21 protein-coding genes are annotated in these 21,592 nt (G+C 61.5%); 14 read left to right on the forward strand and 7 right to left on the reverse strand.

Annotated features, from left to right (window positions below; genetic code table 11):
• Positions 1 to 80 precede the first annotated feature (80 nt).
• The 6 genes from F6S08_RS29630 to F6S08_RS29655 form a co-directional block, all read right to left on the reverse strand.
• The gene (locus F6S08_RS29630; protein WP_223015441.1) at positions 81 to 713 is read right to left on the reverse strand and encodes a sarcosine oxidase subunit gamma; all 633 of its coding nucleotides are present in this window, start codon (positions 711 to 713) and stop codon (positions 81 to 83) included.
• A gap of 145 nt (positions 714 to 858) precedes the next feature.
• Positions 859 to 3,876: a sarcosine oxidase subunit alpha gene (locus F6S08_RS29635; RefSeq protein ID WP_065925439.1), complete on the reverse strand. Its 3,018-nt coding sequence runs from the start codon at positions 3,874 to 3,876 to the stop codon at positions 859 to 861.
• Positions 3,873 to 4,175 carry a sarcosine oxidase subunit delta gene (locus F6S08_RS29640; RefSeq protein ID WP_003194855.1) on the reverse strand — a complete coding sequence of 101 codons (303 nt, stop codon included), beginning with the start codon at positions 4,173 to 4,175 and terminating at the stop codon, positions 3,873 to 3,875. The genes F6S08_RS29635 and F6S08_RS29640 overlap by 4 nt, the downstream gene beginning before the upstream one ends.
• Positions 4,176 to 4,190: 15 nt before the next feature.
• The gene (locus F6S08_RS29645; RefSeq protein ID WP_010207084.1) at positions 4,191 to 5,441 is read right to left on the reverse strand and encodes a sarcosine oxidase subunit beta; all 1,251 of its coding nucleotides are present in this window, start codon (positions 5,439 to 5,441) and stop codon (positions 4,191 to 4,193) included.
• 22 nt (positions 5,442 to 5,463) lie between these two features.
• Positions 5,464 to 6,717 (reverse strand): serine hydroxymethyltransferase, encoded by a 1,254-nt coding sequence (gene glyA / locus F6S08_RS29650; RefSeq protein ID WP_065947481.1) that lies wholly within the window; start codon positions 6,715 to 6,717, stop codon positions 5,464 to 5,466.
• Positions 6,718 to 6,887: 170 nt separating this feature from the next.
• Positions 6,888 to 7,616 (reverse strand): TraX family protein, encoded by a 729-nt coding sequence (locus F6S08_RS29655; protein ID WP_065925441.1) that lies wholly within the window; start codon positions 7,614 to 7,616, stop codon positions 6,888 to 6,890.
• 90 nt (positions 7,617 to 7,706) lie between these two features.
• On the opposite strand from F6S08_RS29655, the gene F6S08_RS29660 reads away from it, so the two are divergent.
• Positions 7,707 to 8,747 carry a threonine aldolase family protein gene (locus F6S08_RS29660; RefSeq protein WP_027605982.1) on the forward strand — a complete coding sequence of 347 codons (1,041 nt, stop codon included), beginning with the start codon at positions 7,707 to 7,709 and terminating at the stop codon, positions 8,745 to 8,747.
• A gap of 86 nt (positions 8,748 to 8,833) precedes the next feature.
• On the opposite strand, the gene gbcB is transcribed toward F6S08_RS29660, so the two are convergent.
• The gene (gene gbcB / locus F6S08_RS29665; protein ID WP_065925442.1) at positions 8,834 to 9,934 is read right to left on the reverse strand and encodes a glycine-betaine demethylase subunit GbcB; all 1,101 of its coding nucleotides are present in this window, start codon (positions 9,932 to 9,934) and stop codon (positions 8,834 to 8,836) included.
• A gap of 281 nt (positions 9,935 to 10,215) precedes the next feature.
• Here gbcB and gbcA point away from each other — a divergent pair, with 281 nt between their 5' ends.
• The 13 genes from gbcA (at position 10,216) to F6S08_RS29730 (ending at position 21,588) form a co-directional block, all read left to right on the forward strand.
• Positions 10,216 to 11,511: a glycine-betaine demethylase subunit GbcA gene (gbcA, locus tag F6S08_RS29670; RefSeq protein ID WP_065925443.1), complete on the forward strand. Its 1,296-nt coding sequence runs from the start codon at positions 10,216 to 10,218 to the stop codon at positions 11,509 to 11,511.
• A gap of 927 nt (positions 11,512 to 12,438) precedes the next feature.
• Positions 12,439 to 12,933: a type II secretion system protein gene (locus F6S08_RS29675; protein WP_074847786.1), complete on the forward strand. Its 495-nt coding sequence runs from the start codon at positions 12,439 to 12,441 to the stop codon at positions 12,931 to 12,933.
• The gene (locus tag F6S08_RS29680; RefSeq protein WP_065925445.1) at positions 12,908 to 13,288 is read left to right on the forward strand and encodes a type II secretion system protein; all 381 of its coding nucleotides are present in this window, start codon (positions 12,908 to 12,910) and stop codon (positions 13,286 to 13,288) included. The genes F6S08_RS29675 and F6S08_RS29680 overlap by 26 nt, the downstream gene beginning before the upstream one ends.
• On the forward strand, positions 13,275 to 13,790 hold the full coding sequence (locus F6S08_RS29685; RefSeq protein ID WP_256097731.1) for a type II secretion system protein: 516 nt from the start codon (positions 13,275 to 13,277) through the stop codon (positions 13,788 to 13,790). The genes F6S08_RS29680 and F6S08_RS29685 overlap by 14 nt, the downstream gene beginning before the upstream one ends.
• Before the next feature lie 62 nt (positions 13,791 to 13,852).
• Complete coding sequence (locus tag F6S08_RS29690; RefSeq protein WP_065925446.1) at positions 13,853 to 15,364, forward strand: lytic polysaccharide monooxygenase; 1,512 nt, start codon at positions 13,853 to 13,855, stop codon at positions 15,362 to 15,364.
• Positions 15,365 to 15,576: 212 nt separating this feature from the next.
• On the forward strand, positions 15,577 to 16,008 hold the full coding sequence (gene gspG / locus F6S08_RS29695; protein WP_065925447.1) for a type II secretion system major pseudopilin GspG: 432 nt from the start codon (positions 15,577 to 15,579) through the stop codon (positions 16,006 to 16,008).
• A 1-nt stretch (position 16,009) separates the two neighbouring features.
• Entirely contained in the window at positions 16,010 to 16,474 is a 465-nt protein-coding gene (locus tag F6S08_RS29700; RefSeq protein ID WP_315872688.1) for a transglycosylase SLT domain-containing protein, read from the forward strand.
• Positions 16,471 to 17,655 (forward strand): type II secretion system F family protein, encoded by a 1,185-nt coding sequence (locus F6S08_RS29705; RefSeq protein ID WP_315872689.1) that lies wholly within the window; start codon positions 16,471 to 16,473, stop codon positions 17,653 to 17,655. The genes F6S08_RS29700 and F6S08_RS29705 overlap by 4 nt, the downstream gene beginning before the upstream one ends.
• 4 nt (positions 17,656 to 17,659) lie before the next feature.
• Positions 17,660 to 19,297: a GspE/PulE family protein gene (locus F6S08_RS29710; protein WP_315872690.1), complete on the forward strand. Its 1,638-nt coding sequence runs from the start codon at positions 17,660 to 17,662 to the stop codon at positions 19,295 to 19,297.
• Positions 19,278 to 20,003 carry a hypothetical protein gene (locus tag F6S08_RS29715; protein ID WP_315872691.1) on the forward strand — a complete coding sequence of 242 codons (726 nt, stop codon included), beginning with the start codon at positions 19,278 to 19,280 and terminating at the stop codon, positions 20,001 to 20,003. The genes F6S08_RS29710 and F6S08_RS29715 overlap by 20 nt, the downstream gene beginning before the upstream one ends.
• On the forward strand, positions 20,000 to 20,557 hold the full coding sequence (locus F6S08_RS29720) for a hypothetical protein (protein WP_065925452.1): 558 nt from the start codon (positions 20,000 to 20,002) through the stop codon (positions 20,555 to 20,557). The genes F6S08_RS29715 and F6S08_RS29720 overlap by 4 nt, the downstream gene beginning before the upstream one ends.
• 6 nt (positions 20,558 to 20,563) lie before the next feature.
• Positions 20,564 to 21,100, forward strand: coding sequence for a hypothetical protein (locus F6S08_RS29725; RefSeq protein WP_027605995.1), 537 nt, complete (start codon positions 20,564 to 20,566; stop codon positions 21,098 to 21,100).
• Complete coding sequence (locus F6S08_RS29730) at positions 21,097 to 21,588, forward strand: hypothetical protein (protein ID WP_315872692.1); 492 nt, start codon at positions 21,097 to 21,099, stop codon at positions 21,586 to 21,588. The genes F6S08_RS29725 and F6S08_RS29730 overlap by 4 nt, the downstream gene beginning before the upstream one ends.
• Positions 21,589 to 21,592 lie beyond the last annotated feature (4 nt).

Raw genomic sequence — 21,592 nt, forward strand, 5'->3', positions numbered from 1 at the left:
CCAAGGGCGCCGCGTTCATTCAGGATGCGCGCGTTATCGTTGACGTTTTTCGCGGGCAAGCTCGCTCCTACAGGGTCATATCAGGCTTGAACGCTCAGGCCAAATTCGGCCGAGGCGTCCTGCAACCACAACCACCAGTAATCCGAGAAGCTGCGACGAATCAGCAGCTCCCAGGTGTCTTCAGCGGTATGGCGAATCACCAGCTGCGACTTGGCGAACACCGTGCCCACCGCCTTGCCCACCGGGAAGTTGTTGGGGTGCACGTCATAGCTGGTGGACTTCATCAGCACATCGCGCACGTTCGGGCCGCTGAGTTCGAGGATCTGCTGGCCGCCGCTGACGTTGACGACTTGGATATGCAGGTCACCCAGGGCGGCGCGCAGGTTTTGTTCGGCGGCGAATTCCTCACCGCCTGGCACGATCAGCAACCACTCATCCGGGCCGAGCCATTGCAGGCTGGTTTCACCTTTGACGATGACCTGCAGGGCGCCAGGCAGTTCGATGCCCAGGGCCTTGTGCACACCGGCGGCGAAGGCCGCGTCATGGCCGTCGCCACGGATCGTGAGATGACCAAGCAATTTCTTTTCGCGCACGGTCACGCCGGCGTTCTTGCGGCCCTTGCCGACCAGGCTGGCGAGGTCGGCATGGTGCAGCGACGACTCGGCCTTGGCACCGGAGGTGGGGCGTTGCTGGTAAACATTGGCTGCTGTCATGGAGCACCTTTCCTGAATTCTGTTGTGAGGCTGATGGCCTCATCGGGAGCAAGCCCCCTCCCACATTTGAAAGTATTCACACATCAAAATGTGGGAGGGGCGGTGCGACGATTCGACTTGCTCCCGATGGCCGCGCCGCGGTCTATCAGATGTTCTGCCGATCACCCTTAGGATCAAAGAACACCGAAGACACAATCTCCGCCTCGATCACGCTGCCATCCGCCTGGGGCGAGAACACCCGCTCACCGATGCGCTTCAAGCCACCCTTGACCACGCCCATGGCAAACGAATAACCCAGGGAGTTGTGCGCGTAGCTGGAGGTGACGTGACCGACCATCTTCATCGGGATCGTCTGCTTCGGATCGAACACCAGTTGCGCGCCTTCCGGCAGCCACACGTTCGGGTCGATCGGCTTCAAGCCCACCAGTTGCTTGCGCTCTTCACGCACACAGTCTTCCCGGTTCATGCCGCGCCAGCCGATCCACGAGAACGGCTTGGTGCGACCGACACACCAGCCCATGTTCAGGTCGTCCGGGGTCATCGAGCCGTCAGTGTCCTGGCCGACGATGATGAAGCCCTTCTCGGCCCGCAGTACGTGCATGGTTTCAGTGCCGTACGGGGTCAGGTTGTACTTCTTGCCGGCCGCGACGATCTGTTCCAGCACGCCCATGGCGTAGTCGGCCTGCACGTTGACTTCGTACGACAGCTCACCGGTAAACGAGATACGGAACACCCGCGCCGGTACGCCACCCACCAGGCCTTCTTTCCAGGTCATGAACGGGAAGCCGTCCTTGTCCAGGTCGATGTCGGTGACTTCCGCCAGCAGCTTGCGGCTGTTGGGGCCGGACAGGGTCATGGTCGCCCAATGGTCGGTGACCGAGGTGAAGTACACCTTGAGGTCCGGCCATTCGGTCTGTTGGTAGATTTCCAGCCACTGCAGCACACGGGCGGCGCCGCCGGTGGTGGTGGTCATCAGGAAGTGGTTGTCGGCGAGGCAGGCGGTAACGCCGTCGTCGAAGACCATGCCGTCTTCCTTGCACATCAGGCCGTAGCGCGCCTTGCCCACGTCGAGCTTGGTCCAGGCGTTGGTGTAGATGCGGTTGAGGAACTCACGGGCATCCGGGCCCTGGATATCGATCTTGCCGAGGGTGGACGCATCCAGCAGGCCGACGCTGTCGCGCACGGCCAGGCATTCGCGTTTTACCGCAGCGTGCAGGTCTTCACCGTTGCGTGGGAAGTACCATGGGCGTTTCCATTGGCCGACGTCTTCGAACTCGGCGCCGTTTTGCACGTGCCAGGCTTGCAGGGCGGTGTAGCGCACCGGCTCGAAGATGTGCCCACAGTGCCGGCCCGCCACCGCGCCGAAGGTCACCGGCGTGTAGTTGGGGCGGAACATGGTGGTGCCCATCTGCGGGATGGTCACGTTCAGCGAGCGCGCGGCAATCGCCAGGCCGTTGACGTTACCGAGCTTGCCCTGGTCGGTGCCGAAGCCCAGCGCGGTGTAGCGCTTGACGTGTTCCACCGACTCGAAACCTTCGCGGGTGGCCAGTTCGATGGCAGCGGCGGTGACGTCGTTTTGCAGGTCGACAAATTGCTTCGGCGCCCGTGCGGTCGCTTTCTCGTGAGGCACCTGGAACAGCGCCAGGGTCGGCTCTTCCAGACGGCTCAAGGCTTTTGGCAGCGTACCTTCCACCGGGGCAAAACCGGCGTCGCTGGCGGCGCGCACGCCGCCTTCAAAACCATCGGCCAGGGAATCGCCAAGGCCGTAGACGCCGTTGATGCCACCGACGCACACACGTTTCTGCGGGGCTTCGCCCGGTACAAAGCCGAGGATGTCTTCGCGCCAGGTCGGCTTGCCGCCCAGGTGCGAGGCCAGGTGGACCACCGGGCTGTAGCCGCCGGAGCTGGCCACCAGGTCGCAGTCCAGCCATTCGCCGGGGCTGGTGACTTTATGCGCCTTGACGTCGATCGCGGCGATACGCGCAGCGGTCACGCGCTTGGTGCCACGGGCCTCGATCACGGCGCTGCCGGTGAGGATCCGAATACCTTTGGCGCGGGCTTCTTCAACCAATGCACCGCGTGGGTTGTGGCGCACATCGGCCACTGCCACCACTTGCAGGCCCGCATCCAGCCAGTCCAATGCAACGCGGTAGGCGTGGTCGTTGTTGGTCGACAGCACCAGTTTCTTGCCCGGTGCCACGCCGTAGCGGCGCACGTAAGTGGAGACCGCACCGGCCAGCATGTTGCCCGGCACATCGTTGTTGCCGTACACCAGCGGACGCTCGCACGCACCGGTGGCCAGCACCACGCGCTTGGCACGTACACGGTGGATACGCTGGCGCACCACGCCAATCGGCGCACGGTCACCGAGGTGGTCGGTAAGGCGCTCGTGGATGGTCAGGAAGTTATGGTCGTGGTAGCCGTTGACGGTGGCGCGGGGCAGCAGCACCACGTCCGGCAGGGCTTTCAGTTCGGCGATGACACTGGCGACCCACTCGGTGGCCGGCTTGCCGTCGAGGCTTTCGCGGGAGTCGAGCAGCGAACCACCGAACTCTTCCTGCTCATCGGCAATGATCACCCGCGCACCACTGCGTGCTGCAGCCAGTGCAGCGGCGAGGCCGGCAGGGCCGGCGCCGACCACCAGCACGTCGCAATGACGGTTGAAGTTGTCGTAGGTGTCCGGATCGTTCTCGGTCGGCGAGCGCCCCAGGCCGGCGGCCTTGCGGATGTACTTCTCGTAGGTCATCCAGAACGATTGCGGGTACATGAAGGTTTTGTAGTAGAAGCCCGGCGGCATCAGCTTGCCGCCGACCTTGCCGAGGATGCCCATCATGTCGTTGTTGACGCTCGGCCAGCCGTTGGTGCTGGTGGCGACCAGGCCCTGGTACAGCGCCTGTTGCGTGGCGCGCACGTTAGGGATTTGCGTGGCTTCGGTAGCGCCGATCTGCAGCACGGCGTTCGGCTCTTCGGCACCGGCGGCAAAGATGCCCCGCGGGCGCGAGTACTTGAAGCTGCGGCCGATGATATCGACGCCGTTGGCCAGCAAAGCAGCGGCCAGGGTGTCGCCCTCGAAGCCTTTGTAGCTCTGGCCATTGAAACTGAAGGTCAGGACTTTGTTACGGTCGATCCGGCCACCGTTGGACAGGCGATTGATCTGGCTCATACCTTCTCTCCAGAGGCCTTGGCGGTGAACTGAGGCTTCTCACCGATCTTGTAGGTTTCAAGAATTTCGTAGGTCACGGTGTCGCGGGTCGCGTTGAAGTACTGGCGGCAACCGGCGGCGTGAATCCACAGTTCGTGGTGCAGGCCACGGGGGTTATCGCGGAAGAACATGTAGTCGCCCCACTGCTCGTCGGTGCAGGCATTCGGGTCCAGCGGGCGCGGGATGTGCGCTTGGCCGGACGCGTGGAATTCCTCTTCGGAGCGCAGTTCGCCACAGTGAGGACAGAAGATATGCAACATAGGGAATTTCTCCTGTTAGTGGGCGACGGCCGCAGCGCCGTGTTCGTCGATCAACGCACCGTTGTGGAAACGGTCGATGGAGAAAGGCGCCGCCAATGGGTGCATTTCACCCTTCGCGAGGCTGGCGGCAAATACGTTGCCTGAGCCCGGCGTGGCCTTGAAGCCACCGGTGCCCCAACCGCAGTTGAAGAACATGTTCGGTACCGGGGTCTTGGAGATGATCGGGCACGCATCCGGCGTGGTGTCGACGATGCCGCCCCACTGACGGTTCATGCGCACCCGCGACAGCACCGGGAACATCTCGACGATGGCCTGGATGGTGTGTTCGATCACCGGGTACGAGCCGCGCTGGCCGTAGCCGTTGTAGCCGTCGATACCGGCGCCGATCACCAGGTCGCCCTTGTCGGACTGGCTGATGTAGCCGTGCACGGCGTTGGACATGATCACGCTGTCGATAATTGGTTTGATCGGCTCCGACACCAACGCTTGCAGCGGGTGGGATTCGATCGGCAGGCGGAAGCCCGCCAGCGAGGCCATGTGCCCGGAGTTACCGGCAGTCACCACGCCGACGCGCTTGGCGCCGATAAAGCCCTTGTTGGTTTCCACACCGATGCACACGCCGTTTTCCTTGCGGAAGCCGATCACTTCGGTCTGCTGGATCAGGTCCACGCCGAGTGCGTCGGCGGCGCGGGCAAAGCCCCAGGCCACGGCATCGTGACGAGCCACGCCGCCGCGACGTTGCACGGTGGCACCGAGTACCGGGTAACGGGTGTTTTTCGAGCAATCCAGATACGGAATCTCGTCGGCCACTTGCTTGGCATTCAGCAGCTCGCCATCCACGCCATTCAGGCGGTTGGCGCTGACGCGACGCTCGGAATCACGGATGTCCTGCAGGGTGTGGCACAGGTTGTAGACGCCACGTTGGGAGAACATCACGTTGTAGTTCAGGTCCTGGGACAGGCCTTCCCACAATTTCATTGCGTGTTCGTACAGGTGCGCCGACTCGTCCCACAGGTAGTTGGAACGCACGATGGTGGTGTTGCGCGCTGTGTTACCGCCGCCCAACCAGCCTTTCTCGACCACGGCCACGTTGGTGATGCCGTGCTCTTTCGCCAGGTAGTAAGCCGTCGCCAGACCATGCCCGCCGCCGCCGACGATGACCACGTCGTAGACCTTTTTCGGGGTCGGCGTGCGCCACATCTTCTGCCAGTTTTCGTGGTGGCTGAGGGAGTGCTTGAAGAGGCCGAAGCCCGAGTAGCGTTGCATAGTCATTACTCCAAAACCGCGCTCAGCGATAAACCGGGAAATCAGCGCACAGGGCAGACACGTGCTTGGCCACGTTGGCCTCGACGTCGGCGTCGCCGAGGTTGTCGAGGATGTCGCAGATCCAGCCAGCCAGCTCGATGCACTGCGGCACCTTGAAACCGCGCGTGGTCACCGCCGGGGTGCCGATGCGCAGGCCCGAGGTCACGAACGGCGACTGCGGGTCATTCGGCACGGCGTTCTTGTTGACGGTGATGTGGGCGCGACCGAGGGCGGCATCCGCCTCTTTGCCGGTGAGGCCCTGACGGATCAGGCTGACCAGGAACAGGTGGTTATCGGTGCCGCCGGACACTACATCGTAGCCGCGTTTGATAAACACGCTGGCCATGGCCTGGGCGTTATCGATCACTTGCTGCTGGTAGGCCTTGAAACCGGGCTCCAGCGCTTCCTTGAAGCACACCGCTTTGCCGGCGATGACGTGCATCAGCGGGCCGCCCTGGGCGCCAGGGAAGACGGCGGCGTTGAGTTTCTTTTCAATCTCTTCGTTGGCCTTGGCCAGGATCAGACCGCCACGGGGACCGCGCAGGGTCTTGTGGGTGGTGGTGGTGACCACATCGGCGTACGGCAGCGGGTTCGGGTACAGGCCGGCGGCGACCAGGCCGGCGACGTGGGCCATGTCGACAAACAGCAGCGCGCCTACTTTGTCAGCGATAGCGCGGAAGCGTGGGAAATCCAGGGTCTTGGAGTAGGCGGAGAAACCGGCCACGACCATTTTCGGCTTGTGCTCCACCGCCAGGCGCTCGACTTCGTCGTAGTCGATCAGGCCGGTGTCGGTGTTGATGCCGTACTGCACCGCGTTGTACAGCTTGCCCGAGGACGACACTTTGGCGCCGTGGGTCAAGTGACCGCCGTGGGCCAGGCTCATGCCCAGGATGGTGTCGCCCGCGTTGATCAGCGCCAGGTACACGGCGCTGTTGGCGGACGAACCGGAGTGCGGTTGCACGTTGGCGTAATCGGCGCCGAACAACTGCTTGGCGCGCTCGATGGCCAGGGCCTCGACCTTGTCCACGTGCTCGCAGCCACCGTAGTAGCGCTTGCCCGGGTAGCCTTCGGCGTATTTGTTGGTGAGGCCGCTGCCCTGGGCCTGCATCACACGCTTGCTGGTGTAGTTCTCCGACGCGATCAGCTCGATATGATCTTCCTGACGCTGCTCCTCGGCGTTCATGGCCGCCAGCAGTGCGTCGTCATATCCCTGGATCTGGTCTTGTTTGCTGAACATCGCGTCTCTCCCAGCCTTTCGTATTGTTGAGGCCCGTGCAGGGCCCTTTGATGCGATGGTAGGGCTGGCGCAGACAGGCCAAATGCCTGCGCACGCCACGCAAAGGTGCGTTTACGACATTAGAGGAGCGCCACGAAATAAATGTGGAATAGGGCTTGTGTGGGAGGGGGTCAGGCGATGATCTGACGGACCAGTAGCAGCAGGAGGAAATGCACTGGATATAAGGCATACGCCCAGCGGCGCATAGGCGGTGGCGAGACATTTTTGGCATGTCGCAATAAGACCAAGCCCGCCAACGGCGCGATCAGACACGCGACCAATCCCAGGAGCGCCACTGGCGTGGCGCTATTGAGCAGGATCTGCCATTGGTTGGCGGCCACGCAGACCCATCCTGGCAACACACTGAAGTACCAAGGCCGACGAAACACCAGCAACATCGCCAGTGGCAGCAACACACCAAAGAAACCGAACATTAAGTGCGACGAAAATACCGCCGCTATCGTGACGGCGATCAACGCCAATCCTCGATCAAAAAACGCCTTCTGCTGCCATCCTCGGGCAACCAGCAGCCCCAACGCCAAGGTGGGCAGCACGTTCAACGTATCGGCGTCCTCGATAAACAGCCGATACGGCACTTCGCTGATCACGCTGAACAGCAGCAGCCAGCCCAGGTAGCGCCACTGGCCGGTCACCGGCGCATTTCGGGCCCGGTGCAGGTTCGCCGCAATCGCCAGGCAAAACCACGGAAACGCCAGGCGCCCCGGCACATACAGGCCATCGAGGCTCAGACCGACATAACGCAGGTGGTCCAGCACCATGCTCAGCAGCGCCAGCCACTTGAGCAAATCCAAAGCGCCATCACGGACGCGTCCGACAGGCATCGTTTCAGAACCGTGCATAATTCCCCAGTGACTTTGCATTTACAGTGCGTGCGCAGCGCCAACCATCTTGGTTACAGTGCGCACCAACATCGACCACAGGAATGGGCCATGACCGACAAGAGCCAACAATTCGCCAGTGACAACTATTCGGGCATTTGCCCCGAAGCCTGGGCCGCCATGGAACAAGCCAACCAGGGTCATCAACGTGCCTACGGTGATGATGAATGGACCCACCGCGCCGCCGACGGTTTCCGCAACCTGTTCGAAACCGACTGCGAAGTGTTCTTCGCCTTCAACGGTACGGCCGCCAACTCCCTGGCGCTGTCCTCCTTGTGCCAGAGCTACCATAGCGTGATTTGCTCGGAAACCGCCCACGTCGAAACCGACGAATGCGGCGCGCCGGAGTTTTTCTCAAACGGCTCCAAGCTGCTCACAGCCCGCACCGAAAACGGCAAGCTGACCCCGGAATCGATCCGCGAGATCGCCCTCAAGCGCCAGGACATCCACTACCCCAAACCCCGCGTAGTGACCCTGACCCAGGCCACCGAAGTCGGCAGCGTCTACACCCCGGAAGAAATCCGCGCCATCAGTGCTACCTGCAAGGAACTGGGGCTGAACCTGCACATGGACGGCGCACGCTTTTCCAACGCCTGTGCTTTCCTCGGCTGCTCACCCGCCGACCTGACCTGGAAAGCCGGAGTGGACGTATTGTGCTTTGGCGGCACCAAGAACGGCATGGCCGTGGGTGAGGCCATCCTGTTCTTCAACCACAAGCTGGCCGAAGATTTCGACTACCGCTGCAAACAGGCCGGCCAACTGGCCTCGAAAATGCGCTTCCTGTCCGCCCCTTGGGTGGGACTGCTGGAAAACGACGCCTGGCTCAAACATGCGCGCCACGCCAACCACTGCGCGCAATTGCTCAGTAGCCTGGTGGCGGATATTCCCGGTGTGGAGTTGATGTTCCCGGTGCAGGCCAACGGTGTGTTCCTGCAACTGTCGGAACCGGCGATTGCCGCGCTGACGGCCAAGGGCTGGCGCTTCTATACCTTCATCGGCAAAGGCGGTGCGCGGTTCATGTGCGCGTGGGATACCGACGAAGAGCGAGTAAGAGAATTGGCCGCAGACATCCGCGAAGTCATGGGCGCCTGACAATGACTCACTGATGTGCATAAAACAAATGTGGGAGGGAGCAAGCCCCCTCCCACATTTGGATTGTGTTGTGCCTGCTCGAGCAATCAGAACTCGATGCGCACATCGCCCTTCGGTACGCTGCAGCACGACAGGATGTAGCCTTCGGCTTCGTCTTCCTCGGTAATCCCGCCGTTGTGGTCCATCTCCACCTCACCACCCAGCTTCATCACCTTGCACGTTCCGCAAATCCCCATGCCGCAGGCTTTCGGAATCAACAGCCCAAGCTTGGCCGCCGCTGCGTGGACGGTCTCGCCAGGGGCGACGCGAATGCTCTTGCCCGAGGCGATGAACTCCACCTGATGCAGATCCGCCAGGTCGATTTCCGGGGCATCCGCCGCTTGCTCGGCCTGCTCCACCGCGTCGGCGCGGGCTTCCGGCGGCGTGGCGCCGAAGGATTCCTCGTGGTAGCGCGCCATGTCGAAACCGGCGACTTCCAACAGGCGTTTCACCGCATTCATGTAGGGCGTCGGGCCGCAGCAGAACACTTCGCGCTCAAGGAAGTCGGGCACCATCAGTTCGAGCATCTTGTGATTCAAGTAGCCGCGATAACCGGCCCAGGGCTCGCCCAGGCCATGCTTTTCGCAGATCAGGTGCAGGCTGAAGTTGTCGATCCGCGACGCCATATGCTCCAGCTCGCGGTGGTAGATGATGTCCTTGGGCGAGCGGGCACTGTGGATAAACGTCATGTCGACGTTGGCGTTGGTGTCGTAGAACCAGCGCGCCATGGACATCACCGGCGTGATCCCCACGCCGCCACTGAGGTACAGCACTTTCGGGCTGGGGAAGTCGATGGCATTGAACAACCCGACCGGCCCGTGCACCGCCAATTCCTGGCCTTCATGCAGGGTGTCGTGCAGCCAGTTGGACACCTTGCCGCCCGGCACACGCTTGATGGTCACCGAGAAGCTGTAGGGCACCGACGGCGAACTGGAAATGGTGTACGAGCGCATGATCGGCTGACCCTCGATCTCCAGCTCCAGGGTGACGAACTGCCCCGGCTTGAAAAAGAACAGGATCGGCTGGTCGGCCATAAAGCAGAAGGTGCGCACATCCCAGGTTTCCTGGATGACTTTGACGCAACGGACGATGTGCCGACCATTGGCCCAGGTCTGGGTGGTTACCGGATTCAGGAAATTATTGGACATGTTGTTCTCCACCGCCGACGTCGGCCTTATGGTGGCGATTCTGCGTAACGCGGGAACCGCCCATTTACCTATCTGCGACATTCACATACTTATCGCGACCAGCCCCCATGCCACGGGGGTTGCGCGTCGGGAACAGAGTGGGCCATGTCGCTCATGGATAAGGTTCGGCGCATCAGCAGCCCCACACTCGCTCCCAACAACGACGTTTTCTTTACGCCTTGCTGCAAACCTGATCAGCCACTATTCGTCGGCCACACAGAATGGCCTTGAGGACACACACGATGGACGTCACCGCAACCTTAAGCTTGGGCGATCCGCTGGAACCCGCACGCAAGGCCACCGCGCAAATGCTGCAAGAGCGCGAGCGCACGTTTTCGCTGCCGCAGCCGTTCTACTCTGATGAGCGGCTGTTTGATATCGATATGCAGGAGATCTTCCAGAAAGAGTGGTTGATCGCCGGCATGACCTGCGAAATTCCCGCCAAGGGCAACTACCTGACCCTGCAAATCGGCAAGAACCCGATCATCGTGATCCGTGGCGCCGAAGGCGTGGTGCATGCGTTCCACAACGTCTGCCGCCACCGGGGTTCGCGCCTGTGCACCAGTGACAAGGGCAAGGTCGCCAAACTCGTGTGCCACTACCACCAGTGGACCTACGAACTGGACGGGCGCCTGCTGTTCGCGGGCACCGAGATGGGTGCCGACTTCGACATGAAGCAGTACGGCCTCAAGCCTGTGAACGTGAAGACCGCCGGTGGCTACATCTTCATCAGCCTGGCCGAAAACCCGCCGGCCATCGATGACTTCCTGTCGACGCTGAACCATTACATGGAACCGTACGACATGGAAAACACCAAGGTGGCGATCCAGACCACCTTGTTCGAGAAGGCCAACTGGAAACTGGTGCTGGAAAACAACCGCGAGTGCTACCACTGCAACGCGTCGCACCCCGAACTGTTGAAAACCCTGCTGGAATGGGACGACGTCACCGACCCACGCGCCGACCAGGCGTTCAAGGACCACGTAGCCGCCTCTGCAGCCGCCTGGGACGCCGAGAAGATCCCTTACGCCCACGCCAGCTTCGGCCTGCGTAACCGCATCGTGCGCATGCCGCTGCTCAAGGGCACCGTGTCGATGACCCTGGACGGCAAGCAGGGCTGCGCCAAGCTGATGGGCCGCATCAAGAACCCCGACCTGGGCTCGATGCGCATCCTGCACCTGCCGCACTCGTGGAACCACTGCATGGGCGACCACATCATCGTGTTCACCGTGTGGCCGATCAGTGCCCAGGAAACCATGGTCACCACCAAATGGATCGTGCACAAGGACGCCGTTGAAGGCGTGGACTACGACGTGGAGCGCATGCGCCAGGTGTGGGACGCCACCAACGACCAGGACCGTCGCCTGGCCGAAGAGAACCAGCGCGGGATCAACTCCACCGCCTACCAGCCTGGCCCGTACTCCAAGACCTATGAGTTCGGCGTGGTGAACTTCGTGGACTGGTACAGCGAGCGCATGTTGAACAACCTCGGCGCAGCCCCGGCGCCTTACCTCAAGGGTGTGGCTGCACACGAATAACCGATACCCACAACTCAAAACTGTGGGAGGGGGCTTAAGGCTTTTTGTAGGAGCGAGCTTGCTCGCGAAAAACTCACAAGCGCCGCGTTCATTCAGGAAGCACGCGTTATCGTTGACGTTTTTCGCGAGCAAGCTCGCTCCTACAAGAAGCGATGTACGCGACCGGCATTAGGGCCCCTCCCACATTTGAACCTCACACTGCTTAATATTTGATCAACTCTCTCGCAGACCACTGGCAGCCTGCCCTCCAGCCTTTACCCAACAACTCATCCACAAAGCCACCCACAGCAATTGTGGGCAACTGCGCTATCCAACCAAAATTAATTGAAGAAAATCCGTGACTTATTCAAGTTGACGGTTCCAACGGCACATTGATCATTTATTGATCAAAACCATACAAGCTACGTAGAACGTGACCTGTAGCGGTACGCAAACACCTTATCCACAGAACCGCCAACAGACTTTGGGGGCAACTTCGGCAGCGCTGTGGAAAACCGCGTCAAACCTTCATATACCAAGGGTTTCAGCTATATTCCTGGGGTTTAGCGGCAATTTGATCAATAAACAACCAGACGACGGAAAGCCTCTATTCATAAGGCCTGTAGCGGATAGCAAACATCTTATCCACAGAAGCGCCAACAGACTTTGGGGGCAACTCAAACCGCTGCTTCCTCCTTATCCACACAAAAAAGCACCAGAAAACCGTAACTTAGCTTGGTCGTTTTTCGTACAGGAGCTTGCAGGCCTTGATTTACGGGGCGTGTGGATAACCACCAACACCTTATCCACAGCCAGGCTCACAGCGTTTGTGGGTAACCGCGCACCTGTACAAAAAACACCCAGCATCTACACTCACCCTTGCAGTCAATTCCATGGCCTGGGTTAACGCGGAAGTCCTTGGCAGCCTGATCGGGAGGAAGAACGGTGATGTGGCAGGGCAAGCCCAGCCATCACTGCGCCAAAGGTTTTACGCTGATTGAATTACTACTGACGCTGGCCCTGCTGGCCACGCTTGCGACAGTGGCTTATCCGCTGACAGCATTGATGGGTAAACGTGATCGAGAACTGGACCTGCAACGTTCGTTGCGGGAAATCCGGCGTGCGATCGATGCCTACAAAGACGCCAGTGACGATGGCCGCATTGAAAAGAGCATCACCGACAGCGGTTATCCACCTTCCCTGCAGGTATTGGTCGAAGGCGTAACGGACAACACCCATCTGCAAGGCAACAAACTCTATTTCCTGCGACGTATTCCCCGGGACCCATTCTGCGAGTGTCCCGAGCTGGCGGCCGACAAAACCTGGCAATTGCGCAGTTACAAGAGCAGCGCCGACAACCCACAAGAGGGAGAAGATGTATTCGACGTTTCATCCCGAAGCACCCGGGAGAGCTTGAATGGAACGTCATACAGCCAATGGTGATCGGGGTTTTACCCTGATTGAGTTGCTGGTGGTCATGGCGATCATCGCCACCCTCATGACCCTGGTCACCCCGCAGTACTTCCGCCAGCACACCAAGGCCCAGGAAACCGTGCTGCGCCACAACCTGTCTTCCATTCGCCAGGCCCTGGACCAATACCGCGAGGACCACAGCGCCAATCCCGAGTCCCTGCAAGCCCTGGTGGACCGTCGCTACCTGCGCGAGATCCCCATGGACCCGCTGACCGGCAGGCGTGACACCTGGCAACTGCAACCTTCGGACGAACAAGGCCTGGGCGATGTACGCAGCGGTGCCACAGGTGCCGACACGAACGGGAGCGCCTATGCAGATTGGTAGGCACAACCAGCAGGGCTCGGTGTTCATGGGCATGTTGGTGACAGTGGCCGTGGTGGCCGTGATGCTGATGGAAGTCGGCACCCTGTGGTCCAGCGTGCTGCAGCGCGAACGCGAGCTGGAACTGCTGGCGCGGGGCAATGAAATCCGCCGGGCGATCGGCCTGTACTACGCCGCCGGCAACACCTACCCCAAGTCCCTCGACGACCTGGTGCTCGACCGTCGCCAACCCACCACCCAGCGCTATCTGCGCCGTGCCTACACCGATCCGCTGACTGGCAGCGCCGAATGGGGCGTAGTCGCGGGCCCAGGCGAAACGTTCATGGGCGTGTTCAGCACCGCCCAGGGCACGCCGTTCAAACAAGGCAATTTTTCAGCCATCAATCAGAGTTTTACAGGACAAGGCAGTTATCAAGGGTGGGTGTTTCTGTTTGGTCCTGGGCAGAACAATCCTGCAACCCGCATCGCTCCCATGGGAGTTCAGCCAACCAATGATGCCAATTGAATAAGCACACTGATCGTTCCAGCAGTTCGGAACTTGTTTATCTGGATTGAGGTGGATTAAGCATGAATAACTTACAGCGGTGCATCACACACTTAGCGAAATGGTTGTTGGCGGCGGTCTTGTTGGCACCGGCGCTGGTCATGGCCCACGGTGCGGTGGACAAGCCCATTGCACGGCAGGTCTATTGCAAGACGCTCCCGGATTTCTGGTCAGGAAGCCCGAGCGATAATGGATGTGCGGCCTTGGCCGCAAAAAGTGGACAGTATCCAGGCCAGCAATGGAATGAAGTGGCCCATTTGATCAGGCAACCGGGTTACGACGACCCTGAAATCGTCAAACGAGAAGTGCCCGATGGCAAACTTTGTTCGGCGGCTGACAGCAAGAAAGATGGCCTGAACATTGTGTCGGACCAGTGGCATCGCACCGACGTTACGCCCACCAATGGCATGATGGATGTGCGCATCATCGGCACTGCGCCACACGTGCCCAGTTTCGCGAAGGTCTTTCTCACAAAACCGGGCTTTGACCCGACCAGGTCGCCGCTGACCTGGAATGACCTGACGCTCATCCACACCCAGCAGTTCGAGCGCGCGCAAACCGACTGGGGCAATAATCCACCCATCATGTCGGGAGCCTCGGGGTACTTCAAGTTCGCTGTACCTATCCCATCGGGGCAAACGGGCAACGCCACGCTGTTCGTGCAGTGGCAGCGTATCGATCCAGCGGGTGAAGGGTTCTATAACTGCAGTGACATCAACATCGTCGGTGCCGGAATCCCGGAGCAGTGGGTCGATATCGGCCAATTCATCGATCAGGTCATGGAGACCCTCAAACCGGGTGACTCAGTCCACTTCCGCATCCTCGACAACACACCGGCGGCCAGGGAAGTGGTGGACATTACCCTGCCCATTACCGCGAGCAACCTCGACCCGAACATATGGGGCCAGCAATTGGCGAATCAGATCAACCCAAGCATTGCCAAGGTAGGAGAAAAAAAAACCGGCAATATTGTATTCAATACCAGCGATGCCAGCGCCAACTCGGTTTACACATTGGCGAAGGGTTACAGCCGTGCAATGGCGATCATCCCTGGCAGCGAAACCCCGACAAACCCTACGGCGCCTGTCGCGAAAATAACCGGGCCCACCACCATGCAATCCGGCCGGCCGTTTACCTTCAGCGCCAGTCAGTCCGTGGGGCACAACGGTCCATTGCTCTACAGCTGGACTGTTATCGGAATGAACCGGCCCTACAACCAGATGACTGTAAGCGGTGTGGCGGTTAACGTTCCTCAGCCGACGCAGCACGAGGTGCGATTGCTGGTACGGGACGAGCAGAATGGCAAGACCGGCCTGGCGCGGCAGACCTTTACCGTGACCCCTTCCAGTGGCGGCGGGGACTATCCGGCCTACAAAGAAGGCACTGCGTACAACGCCGGCGACATCGTGAGCAATAACGGCAAAAACTATAAGTGCAAACCTCACCCCTACACCGCGTGGTGCGCAGGCGCCGCCTGGGCGTATGCCCCCGGCACGGGCACAGCGTGGGACCAGGCCTGGGACGAAGTTCGATGACCCGCTCGAACGCATATTCAGTTACTGGATAAGCATAAGAGCCAAACGTTATAGGGCGCCTCACGGCGCCTTATATCGAGCAACGCTACAGTTGAAGATGTACTTGAATTGAAAAGGTTCTAACGCAGTCCTACCGGCGGTGCCCGCTTCACAGCGGGCCGGGAGAGTTATACACAACCGCCGTACCTTGGCACTCCCAACAGGGTATTTCCATGCGTATTCACTCATTTATCCACAGCCCCCAGCGTGCCTTCACCTTGCTGGAGCTGCTGGTCGTCCTGCTGATCATCGCCCTGCTCGCCGGCTACGTCGGCCCGAAGATGTTCGACCGCCTGGAACTGGCCAAGGTACAAACCGCCCAGGGCCAGATGAAAGCCCTTGCCGATGCCTTGAACCAGTACCGCCTGGACAACGGCAACTACCCCGACGAAACCCTGGGCCTCGACACCCTCACCGCCCGGCCCGCCACCGCCAGCCATTGGCAGGGCCCCTATGTGAAGACGCTGCCGCCAGACCCTTGGGGCAACCCGTATCTCTACAAGAATCCCGGCACACCGCCCAACGATGCGGAGATCATCTGCCTGGGCCGTGACGGCAAGGCCGGCGGGGTGAATACCTACGCCGACATTGTGTACGGCCTCTGACATGTACACGCTGCGGCGGGTCCTGATACTGCTGTGCCTCACGGGTACCGCACAGGCCAACTGCTGGCAACTGGCAGCCAGCCGCTACCACGTCGACCCGCTGTTGCTGTACGCCATCGCCAAGGTCGAATCCGGCCTCAACCCCAGCGCACGCAACCTCAACAGCGATGGCAGCCAGGATATCGGCTTGATGCAAATCAACAGCCGCCACTTGCCCGCACTGGCCCGGTTCGGTATCACCGAGCAGCACCTGATCACCCAGCCCTGCACCAGCGTCATGGTGGGCGCGTGGATTCTTGCCGGGTTTATCCGCGAGCAGGGTTATGGCTGGCAGGCCGTGGGCGCCTATAACGCCGGGGCCAAGCCGGACCGGGAAGCACGGCGCTCACGCTACGCCCTGGCGGTGTGGCGTTACTACGCGTTGTTGTTGCAACAGCGCCAACAACGGGCGGGGCAAATGCCATGACCGACTTTGACGTGCGCATCATCCGTGACGGCCATGTGCAGACCCTGCGCCTGCAAGCCGTTGACGTCGCCCAGGCGCGCCAGCAACTGCAGGCCGACGGCGCCCAGGTCATCTCGCTGAAAGCCCGCCGCCCTCTCAAATTGCCCAGCCGTCGCAGTACGTTCGCCCTGGGCCTGTTTATCCAGGAGCTGGTAGTCCTGCTCGATGCCGGCCTGGTGCTGGTGGAAGCGGTGGAAACCCTGCGCGACAAGGCGCCCGCCGGCATCAACCGGCAGATCATGAGCGATCTGCTCGCCTCGATGTATGAGGGCAACTCGCTGTCCAGGGCAATGCAGCTCAAGCCGCAGACCTTTCCGCCGCTGTTGATTGCCACGGTGGCGTCCTCGGAACACAGCGGCCAATTGGCCGTGGCCCTGCGCCGCTACCATCATTTTGAAGCCCACCTGGCAACCGTGAAGAAGCGCGTCAGCGGCGCCCTGATGTACCCCTTGGTGGTACTCAGCGTCGGCGCGTTGATCCTGCTGTTCCTGCTGTTCTTCGTGATCCCGCGCTTTGCCTCGGTGTTCGACGCCGTGGCCGATCTGCCGGCCACCGCACGCTTTATGGTGTGGTGGGGCGCACTGGTAGACACGCGTGGCATGGAGTTGCTGCTTGGCCTGGTGCTGGCGATTGCCGCGCTGGTGCTGTTGTTGCGCAGCGCCGGGTTCAAGCGCCGCATCGCCCAGCTGTTCTGGAAGATCCCCAGCCTGGGCGCCCAACGCACGCTGTTTATCCTCGCGCGCTTTTATCGCACCGCCGGCATGTTGCTGATGGGCGGCATGCCGGTGGTCACTGCGGTGGAGCTGTCCGGTGCGCTGCTGCCCGTGGAACGCCAGGCGGACCTGCGCCAGGCCATGACCGACATCCAGGCCGGCCAGCCACTGTCCACTGCCCTCGCCCGCCATCGATTGACCACCGCCGTCGCCGAACGCCTGCTACGCGTGGGTGAACAAAGCGGTGAGCTGGCGGCGATGTGCGAGCGCATCGCGCAGTTCCACGATGAAGCGCTGGAGCGTGCCATCGAGCTGTTCAGCAAAGTCTTCGAGCCGTTGTTGATGCTGGTGGTGGGCGGGCTGATCGGCCTGATCGTATTCATGTTGTACATGCCGATTTTCGAACTGGCAGGCTCCATCCAGGGGTAGTGCGATGAGCGAACAGACACGGCAATGGCAGGCCCTTGCAGAGCAACGCGGGCTGAGCTTGTCCAATTACCTGCTGGAGGTGCTGGAGAAAGCGCCCGACCAATTAAGCACCATCGCCCAGCCCCTGGGCCTGCTTGCCATCGCCCCGGAAAACCTCAGTGAACACTGGCGCTTCGATCTGCTGGCACTGCCCCAGGCGCTGATCCATAACGTGCTGCCGGTGGATAACCACGGCCAGCCGTGCCTGGTACTGGGAGACCCTTTCACCCTGGCCAGCCGGCACTGGCTGCAATCCTCGAAAACCTTGCGTCAACTGCCCCTGGCCATGAGCCTGCCCGGCGCGGTCAAGGCCCAGTTGAGCCTGGCCGAAGCCAGCCAACGGGTGATGCAACCTTTCGGTGAGGACGACGAGAATGCCCGCGTCAGCCAGGCCGCCCAGGAAATTTCCCTGAGCAGCATCGCCCGCGACGACAACCCGGTGGTGCGCCTGGTCAACTCCATGCTGTTCGATGCCCTGCAAAGCCGTGCCAGCGATGTGCATGTGGAAACCACGCCCCAGGGCCTGGTGATCAAGTACCGCATCGACGGTGTGTTGCAGCAGATGGGCCAGGCCAGCGGCCTGGACATGGCCGAGCAGGCACTGTCGCGGATCAAGGTGTTGTCGGAGCTGGATATCGGCGAGCGGCGGGTGCCCCAGGACGGGCGTTTCAAGATGAAAATCCAGGGTCGCGAAGTGGACTTTCGCGTGTCGATCATGCCCAGCATCCACGGTGAAGATGCGGTGCTGCGGATTCTCGACAAGTCCCAGCGCGGTGAGTCCCTGAGCCTGGAAACCCTGGGGTTGAACGCCGAGACCATCGCGCGCATCCGTGTATTGGCCGGCGAACCCTATGGCATGTTGCTGGTGACCGGCCCCACCGGCAGCGGCAAATCCACCACGCTATATGCCGCCCTGTCGGAGACCAATACCGGCGAGAAAAAGATCATCACCATCGAAGACCCGGTGGAATACGAACTGCCCGGGGTCCTGCAAATCCCGGTGAACGACAAGAAGGGCCTGACCTTCGCCCGCGGCCTGCGCTCGATCCTGCGCCACGACCCGGACACCATCCTGGTGGGGGAAATACGCGACGGTGAAACGGCCGGCATTGCGGTGCAAGCGGCGTTGACCGGGCACCTGGTGTTGTCGTCGGTGCACGCCAACAGCGCGTTCAGTGTGCTGGAGCGCTTTACCTACATGGACGTGGACCCGGCCAGCTTTGTCGAAGCCCTTAACGGCGTGGTCGCCCAGCGCCTGGTGCGGCGCATCTGCCCGGACTGCGGCACGGATGCCGCCCCCGACCCCGAGATCACCCACCTCGCCCAACTCGCCGAGGCTCAACTCCAACAGGGTCACTATCGCGTGGGCAAAGGCTGCGAGGCCTGCCGTCACACCGGCTATCGCGGCCGGCTCGCCCTGGCCGAAGTGCTGACACTGACCGACAGCATCAAGGAGGGCCTGCTCAACCGCAGTTCGGCCGCCACCCTGCGCGAACTGGCCCTTGAAGCCGGCCACGTGTTTATCCGCGACATCGCCCTGGCCCACGCCGCCCAGGGCGACACCACGCTCAAGGAGATCCACCGTGTCATTTCCCTTTATTGAGCATGTGGTGTGGCTGCACAGCGACGGCGCCGAATGGGCCGCACGACCGCGCTGGAGCGGTGCGGCAGTATGGCGTGCGCAACAGGCTGGCGAGCCATTGGGCGCCTGTGCCGAACTGCTGGAACAGGCGCCGCGCGGCCGCGTCGGGTTTCTGGACCGGGCCACGGTGCTGCTGGGCTTCCCCCATGTGCACTACCTGATGCTGGCGTGGCAAACCGGCGTGTACAGCCAGGCCGACTGGCAAGGCTTGGCCGAAGTGACCTTCAACCAACAGGCAGGCATCGACCCCGGACAGTGGCAAGTGCAAGTCGCCAACAGCACCTTTGGAGATGAACGCCTGGCGGTCGCGACGTCACGGAATTTGCTGCAAGACCTGCGGGAGTTGTTCAAGCGACAGCACCTGCCGCTGGTGAGATGCACGCCATTGTTGACGGCCGTGGCCCAACGGTACTGGCAGCAATTGCCTGACGATTGCGTGCTGGCGGTACCTGAGGCGCGAGGTCTCAGTTGCCTTTACCGGCAACAGGGTGTGGCTCAACAAGTCTGCGTGCTGCAAACCCCACCCGGCAGCCACTTGAGCGACAACCTGTTCACCGCCGACCTGCTGGCGCAACGGCACGCGGCGGCCACATGGGTCGTCGCCAATCACCCCACTGAACATTGGCTGGGGCCACTGCATCCCTGGCTCGGAGAGCCGCTGGCATGATCGCTCAGCTGAAATCACAACTCGCCGGTGCCTGGCGACAGCGGCAGGCGCCGGGCATCGACTTCCTGCACCCCAATGCCGTCTATCGGCCGCTGGTGAGTGTGTTGTGGCTGGTCGCCGCCGGGCTTGTCTTCGTGACCTGGCAACACTGGCAGCGCATGGAGCATCAGCAACAACAGACCGACGCACTGGAGCAGCGCTTTATCGAATTGACACGTCGCCAGGAGCAATTGATCCAGGCCGCCATTCGCTTGTCACCCCAGCAGAAACAACAACTGGCCGCCTTTTCCCGACAGCAGGACACGCCCTTCGCACTGATGGACGCCGTGGCCCGGGCCTGGTCCGCGGAAGTCGCGCTGACGCGCGTGGAGGTCGACACCCAGGCCCGACTGATTCACTTGGAGTTGGAAGCCAAGGTGCTGGGCGATGCCTTTCGCTTTGTCGAACGGCTCAAGGCCCAGCCAGGTGTACACGTGAACCTGCAACAAAGCGCACGCAAGGCCAATGACCCGCAACACCCGGTGCAGGTCAAACTTGCGGTTGGTGCAGGGTAGTCGCCCATGGACGCACTGACCCGCCACCTCCCGCGCGTGCGCTGGCACCTGATGCAATGGCAGCAGCGCCTGGGCTTTTGGGGGCTGCTGGCGTTGGGGCTGATGGCGGCAACGTTGCTGATCGAAGTCACAGTGATACATCCGGCAGGCATTGCCGACAGCCTGCGGCGCCAGGAACTGGAGGCCGGTATCGCCGAGCAGCCCCAGGATGTGCAGGTGACCGAACCGGCCGTGGTCGAACGCCTGCCCAGTGCACAGGACTTCGCCCCACGCCTGGAAAAGCTGCTGGACGTCCTCACCCGGCGCGGCTTTATCATCGAACAGACCACCCTGGCCTACTCCGCGCCCGGCGACACCGGGCTGCAACGGCTGGACGTGGACATTCCCCTCGTCGGCCCCTACGCCTTGCTGCGCGATGCCCTGGTCGACGTCGCCAATGAGCCGGCCGTGCGCATCGAACGCCTGGCCCTGGAGCGCAAGGAAATCACCAGCGGCATGTTGAACATCAGCCTCAAGGTGAGTGTGCTGGGGGTGGTGGAATGACGCTGCCGCTGTATCTGCGCATGCTGTTGCTGCTGACCTTGATCGGCTGCGGCTGGCTGTTCTGGCAGGACACTGCGGACAACCCCGCACCCTCGCCGGTGCCAGTGATCGCCCGCCCTGTACAGGTGCCCTCGGCACCGGTTGCCGCACCTGCACCGGCGGTGGCCGAAGCCATCGACCTGTTCCCTGCCCAGACCTGGACACCTGCACCGCCGCCCATACCGGTCGACACCTCAGCGCCCAAGCCACCGCCCCTGCCCTTCACCGTGAGCGCGCAATGGCGCTACGAGAACCAGGCGAAAATCGTCGTACTCAGCGGCAATGGCAGCCAGTACACCCTGTGCAACCGTTGCTCGGTACCCGGGCGCATCGTGCCCGGCAAGATGCTCGACGCCCATTACCGGCTGGACAAACTTACCGACACCGCCGTGGTGCTGACCTACATGCCCCTCAAGCATGTCAGCACCTTGCGGCTGGACACTCACTGACCGG

Source organism: Pseudomonas sp. JV449 (genome assembly GCF_032424295.1).
Lineage (GTDB): Bacteria > Pseudomonadota > Gammaproteobacteria > Pseudomonadales > Pseudomonadaceae > Aquipseudomonas > Aquipseudomonas marginalis.

Excerpts from the sequence above, each read along its gene's own strand:
- F6S08_RS29630 (WP_223015441.1), bottom strand. The coding sequence starts at position 713 with ATGACAGCAGCCAATGTTTACCAGCAACGCCCCACCTCCGGTGCCAAG.
- F6S08_RS29635 (WP_065925439.1), bottom strand. The coding sequence starts at position 3,876 with ATGAGCCAGATCAATCGCCTGTCCAACGGTGGCCGGATCGACCGTAAC.
- F6S08_RS29640 (WP_003194855.1), bottom strand. The coding sequence starts at position 4,175 with ATGTTGCATATCTTCTGTCCTCACTGTGGCGAACTGCGCTCCGAAGAG.
- F6S08_RS29645 (WP_010207084.1), bottom strand. The coding sequence starts at position 5,441 with ATGCAACGCTACTCGGGCTTCGGCCTCTTCAAGCACTCCCTCAGCCAC.
- glyA (WP_065947481.1), bottom strand. The coding sequence starts at position 6,717 with ATGTTCAGCAAACAAGACCAGATCCAGGGATATGACGACGCACTGCTG.
- F6S08_RS29655 (WP_065925441.1), bottom strand. The coding sequence starts at position 7,616 with ATGCACGGTTCTGAAACGATGCCTGTCGGACGCGTCCGTGATGGCGCT.
- F6S08_RS29660 (WP_027605982.1), top strand. The coding sequence starts at position 7,707 with ATGACCGACAAGAGCCAACAATTCGCCAGTGACAACTATTCGGGCATT.
- gbcB (WP_065925442.1), bottom strand. The coding sequence starts at position 9,934 with ATGTCCAATAATTTCCTGAATCCGGTAACCACCCAGACCTGGGCCAAT.
- gbcA (WP_065925443.1), top strand. The coding sequence starts at position 10,216 with ATGGACGTCACCGCAACCTTAAGCTTGGGCGATCCGCTGGAACCCGCA.
- F6S08_RS29675 (WP_074847786.1), top strand. The coding sequence starts at position 12,439 with ATGTGGCAGGGCAAGCCCAGCCATCACTGCGCCAAAGGTTTTACGCTG.
- F6S08_RS29680 (WP_065925445.1), top strand. The coding sequence starts at position 12,908 with ATGGAACGTCATACAGCCAATGGTGATCGGGGTTTTACCCTGATTGAG.
- F6S08_RS29685 (WP_256097731.1), top strand. The coding sequence starts at position 13,275 with ATGCAGATTGGTAGGCACAACCAGCAGGGCTCGGTGTTCATGGGCATG.
- F6S08_RS29690 (WP_065925446.1), top strand. The coding sequence starts at position 13,853 with ATGAATAACTTACAGCGGTGCATCACACACTTAGCGAAATGGTTGTTG.
- gspG (WP_065925447.1), top strand. The coding sequence starts at position 15,577 with ATGCGTATTCACTCATTTATCCACAGCCCCCAGCGTGCCTTCACCTTG.
- F6S08_RS29700 (WP_315872688.1), top strand. The coding sequence starts at position 16,010 with ATGTACACGCTGCGGCGGGTCCTGATACTGCTGTGCCTCACGGGTACC.
- F6S08_RS29705 (WP_315872689.1), top strand. The coding sequence starts at position 16,471 with ATGACCGACTTTGACGTGCGCATCATCCGTGACGGCCATGTGCAGACC.
- F6S08_RS29710 (WP_315872690.1), top strand. The coding sequence starts at position 17,660 with ATGAGCGAACAGACACGGCAATGGCAGGCCCTTGCAGAGCAACGCGGG.
- F6S08_RS29720 (WP_065925452.1), top strand. The coding sequence starts at position 20,000 with ATGATCGCTCAGCTGAAATCACAACTCGCCGGTGCCTGGCGACAGCGG.
- F6S08_RS29725 (WP_027605995.1), top strand. The coding sequence starts at position 20,564 with ATGGACGCACTGACCCGCCACCTCCCGCGCGTGCGCTGGCACCTGATG.
- F6S08_RS29730 (WP_315872692.1), top strand. The coding sequence starts at position 21,097 with ATGACGCTGCCGCTGTATCTGCGCATGCTGTTGCTGCTGACCTTGATC.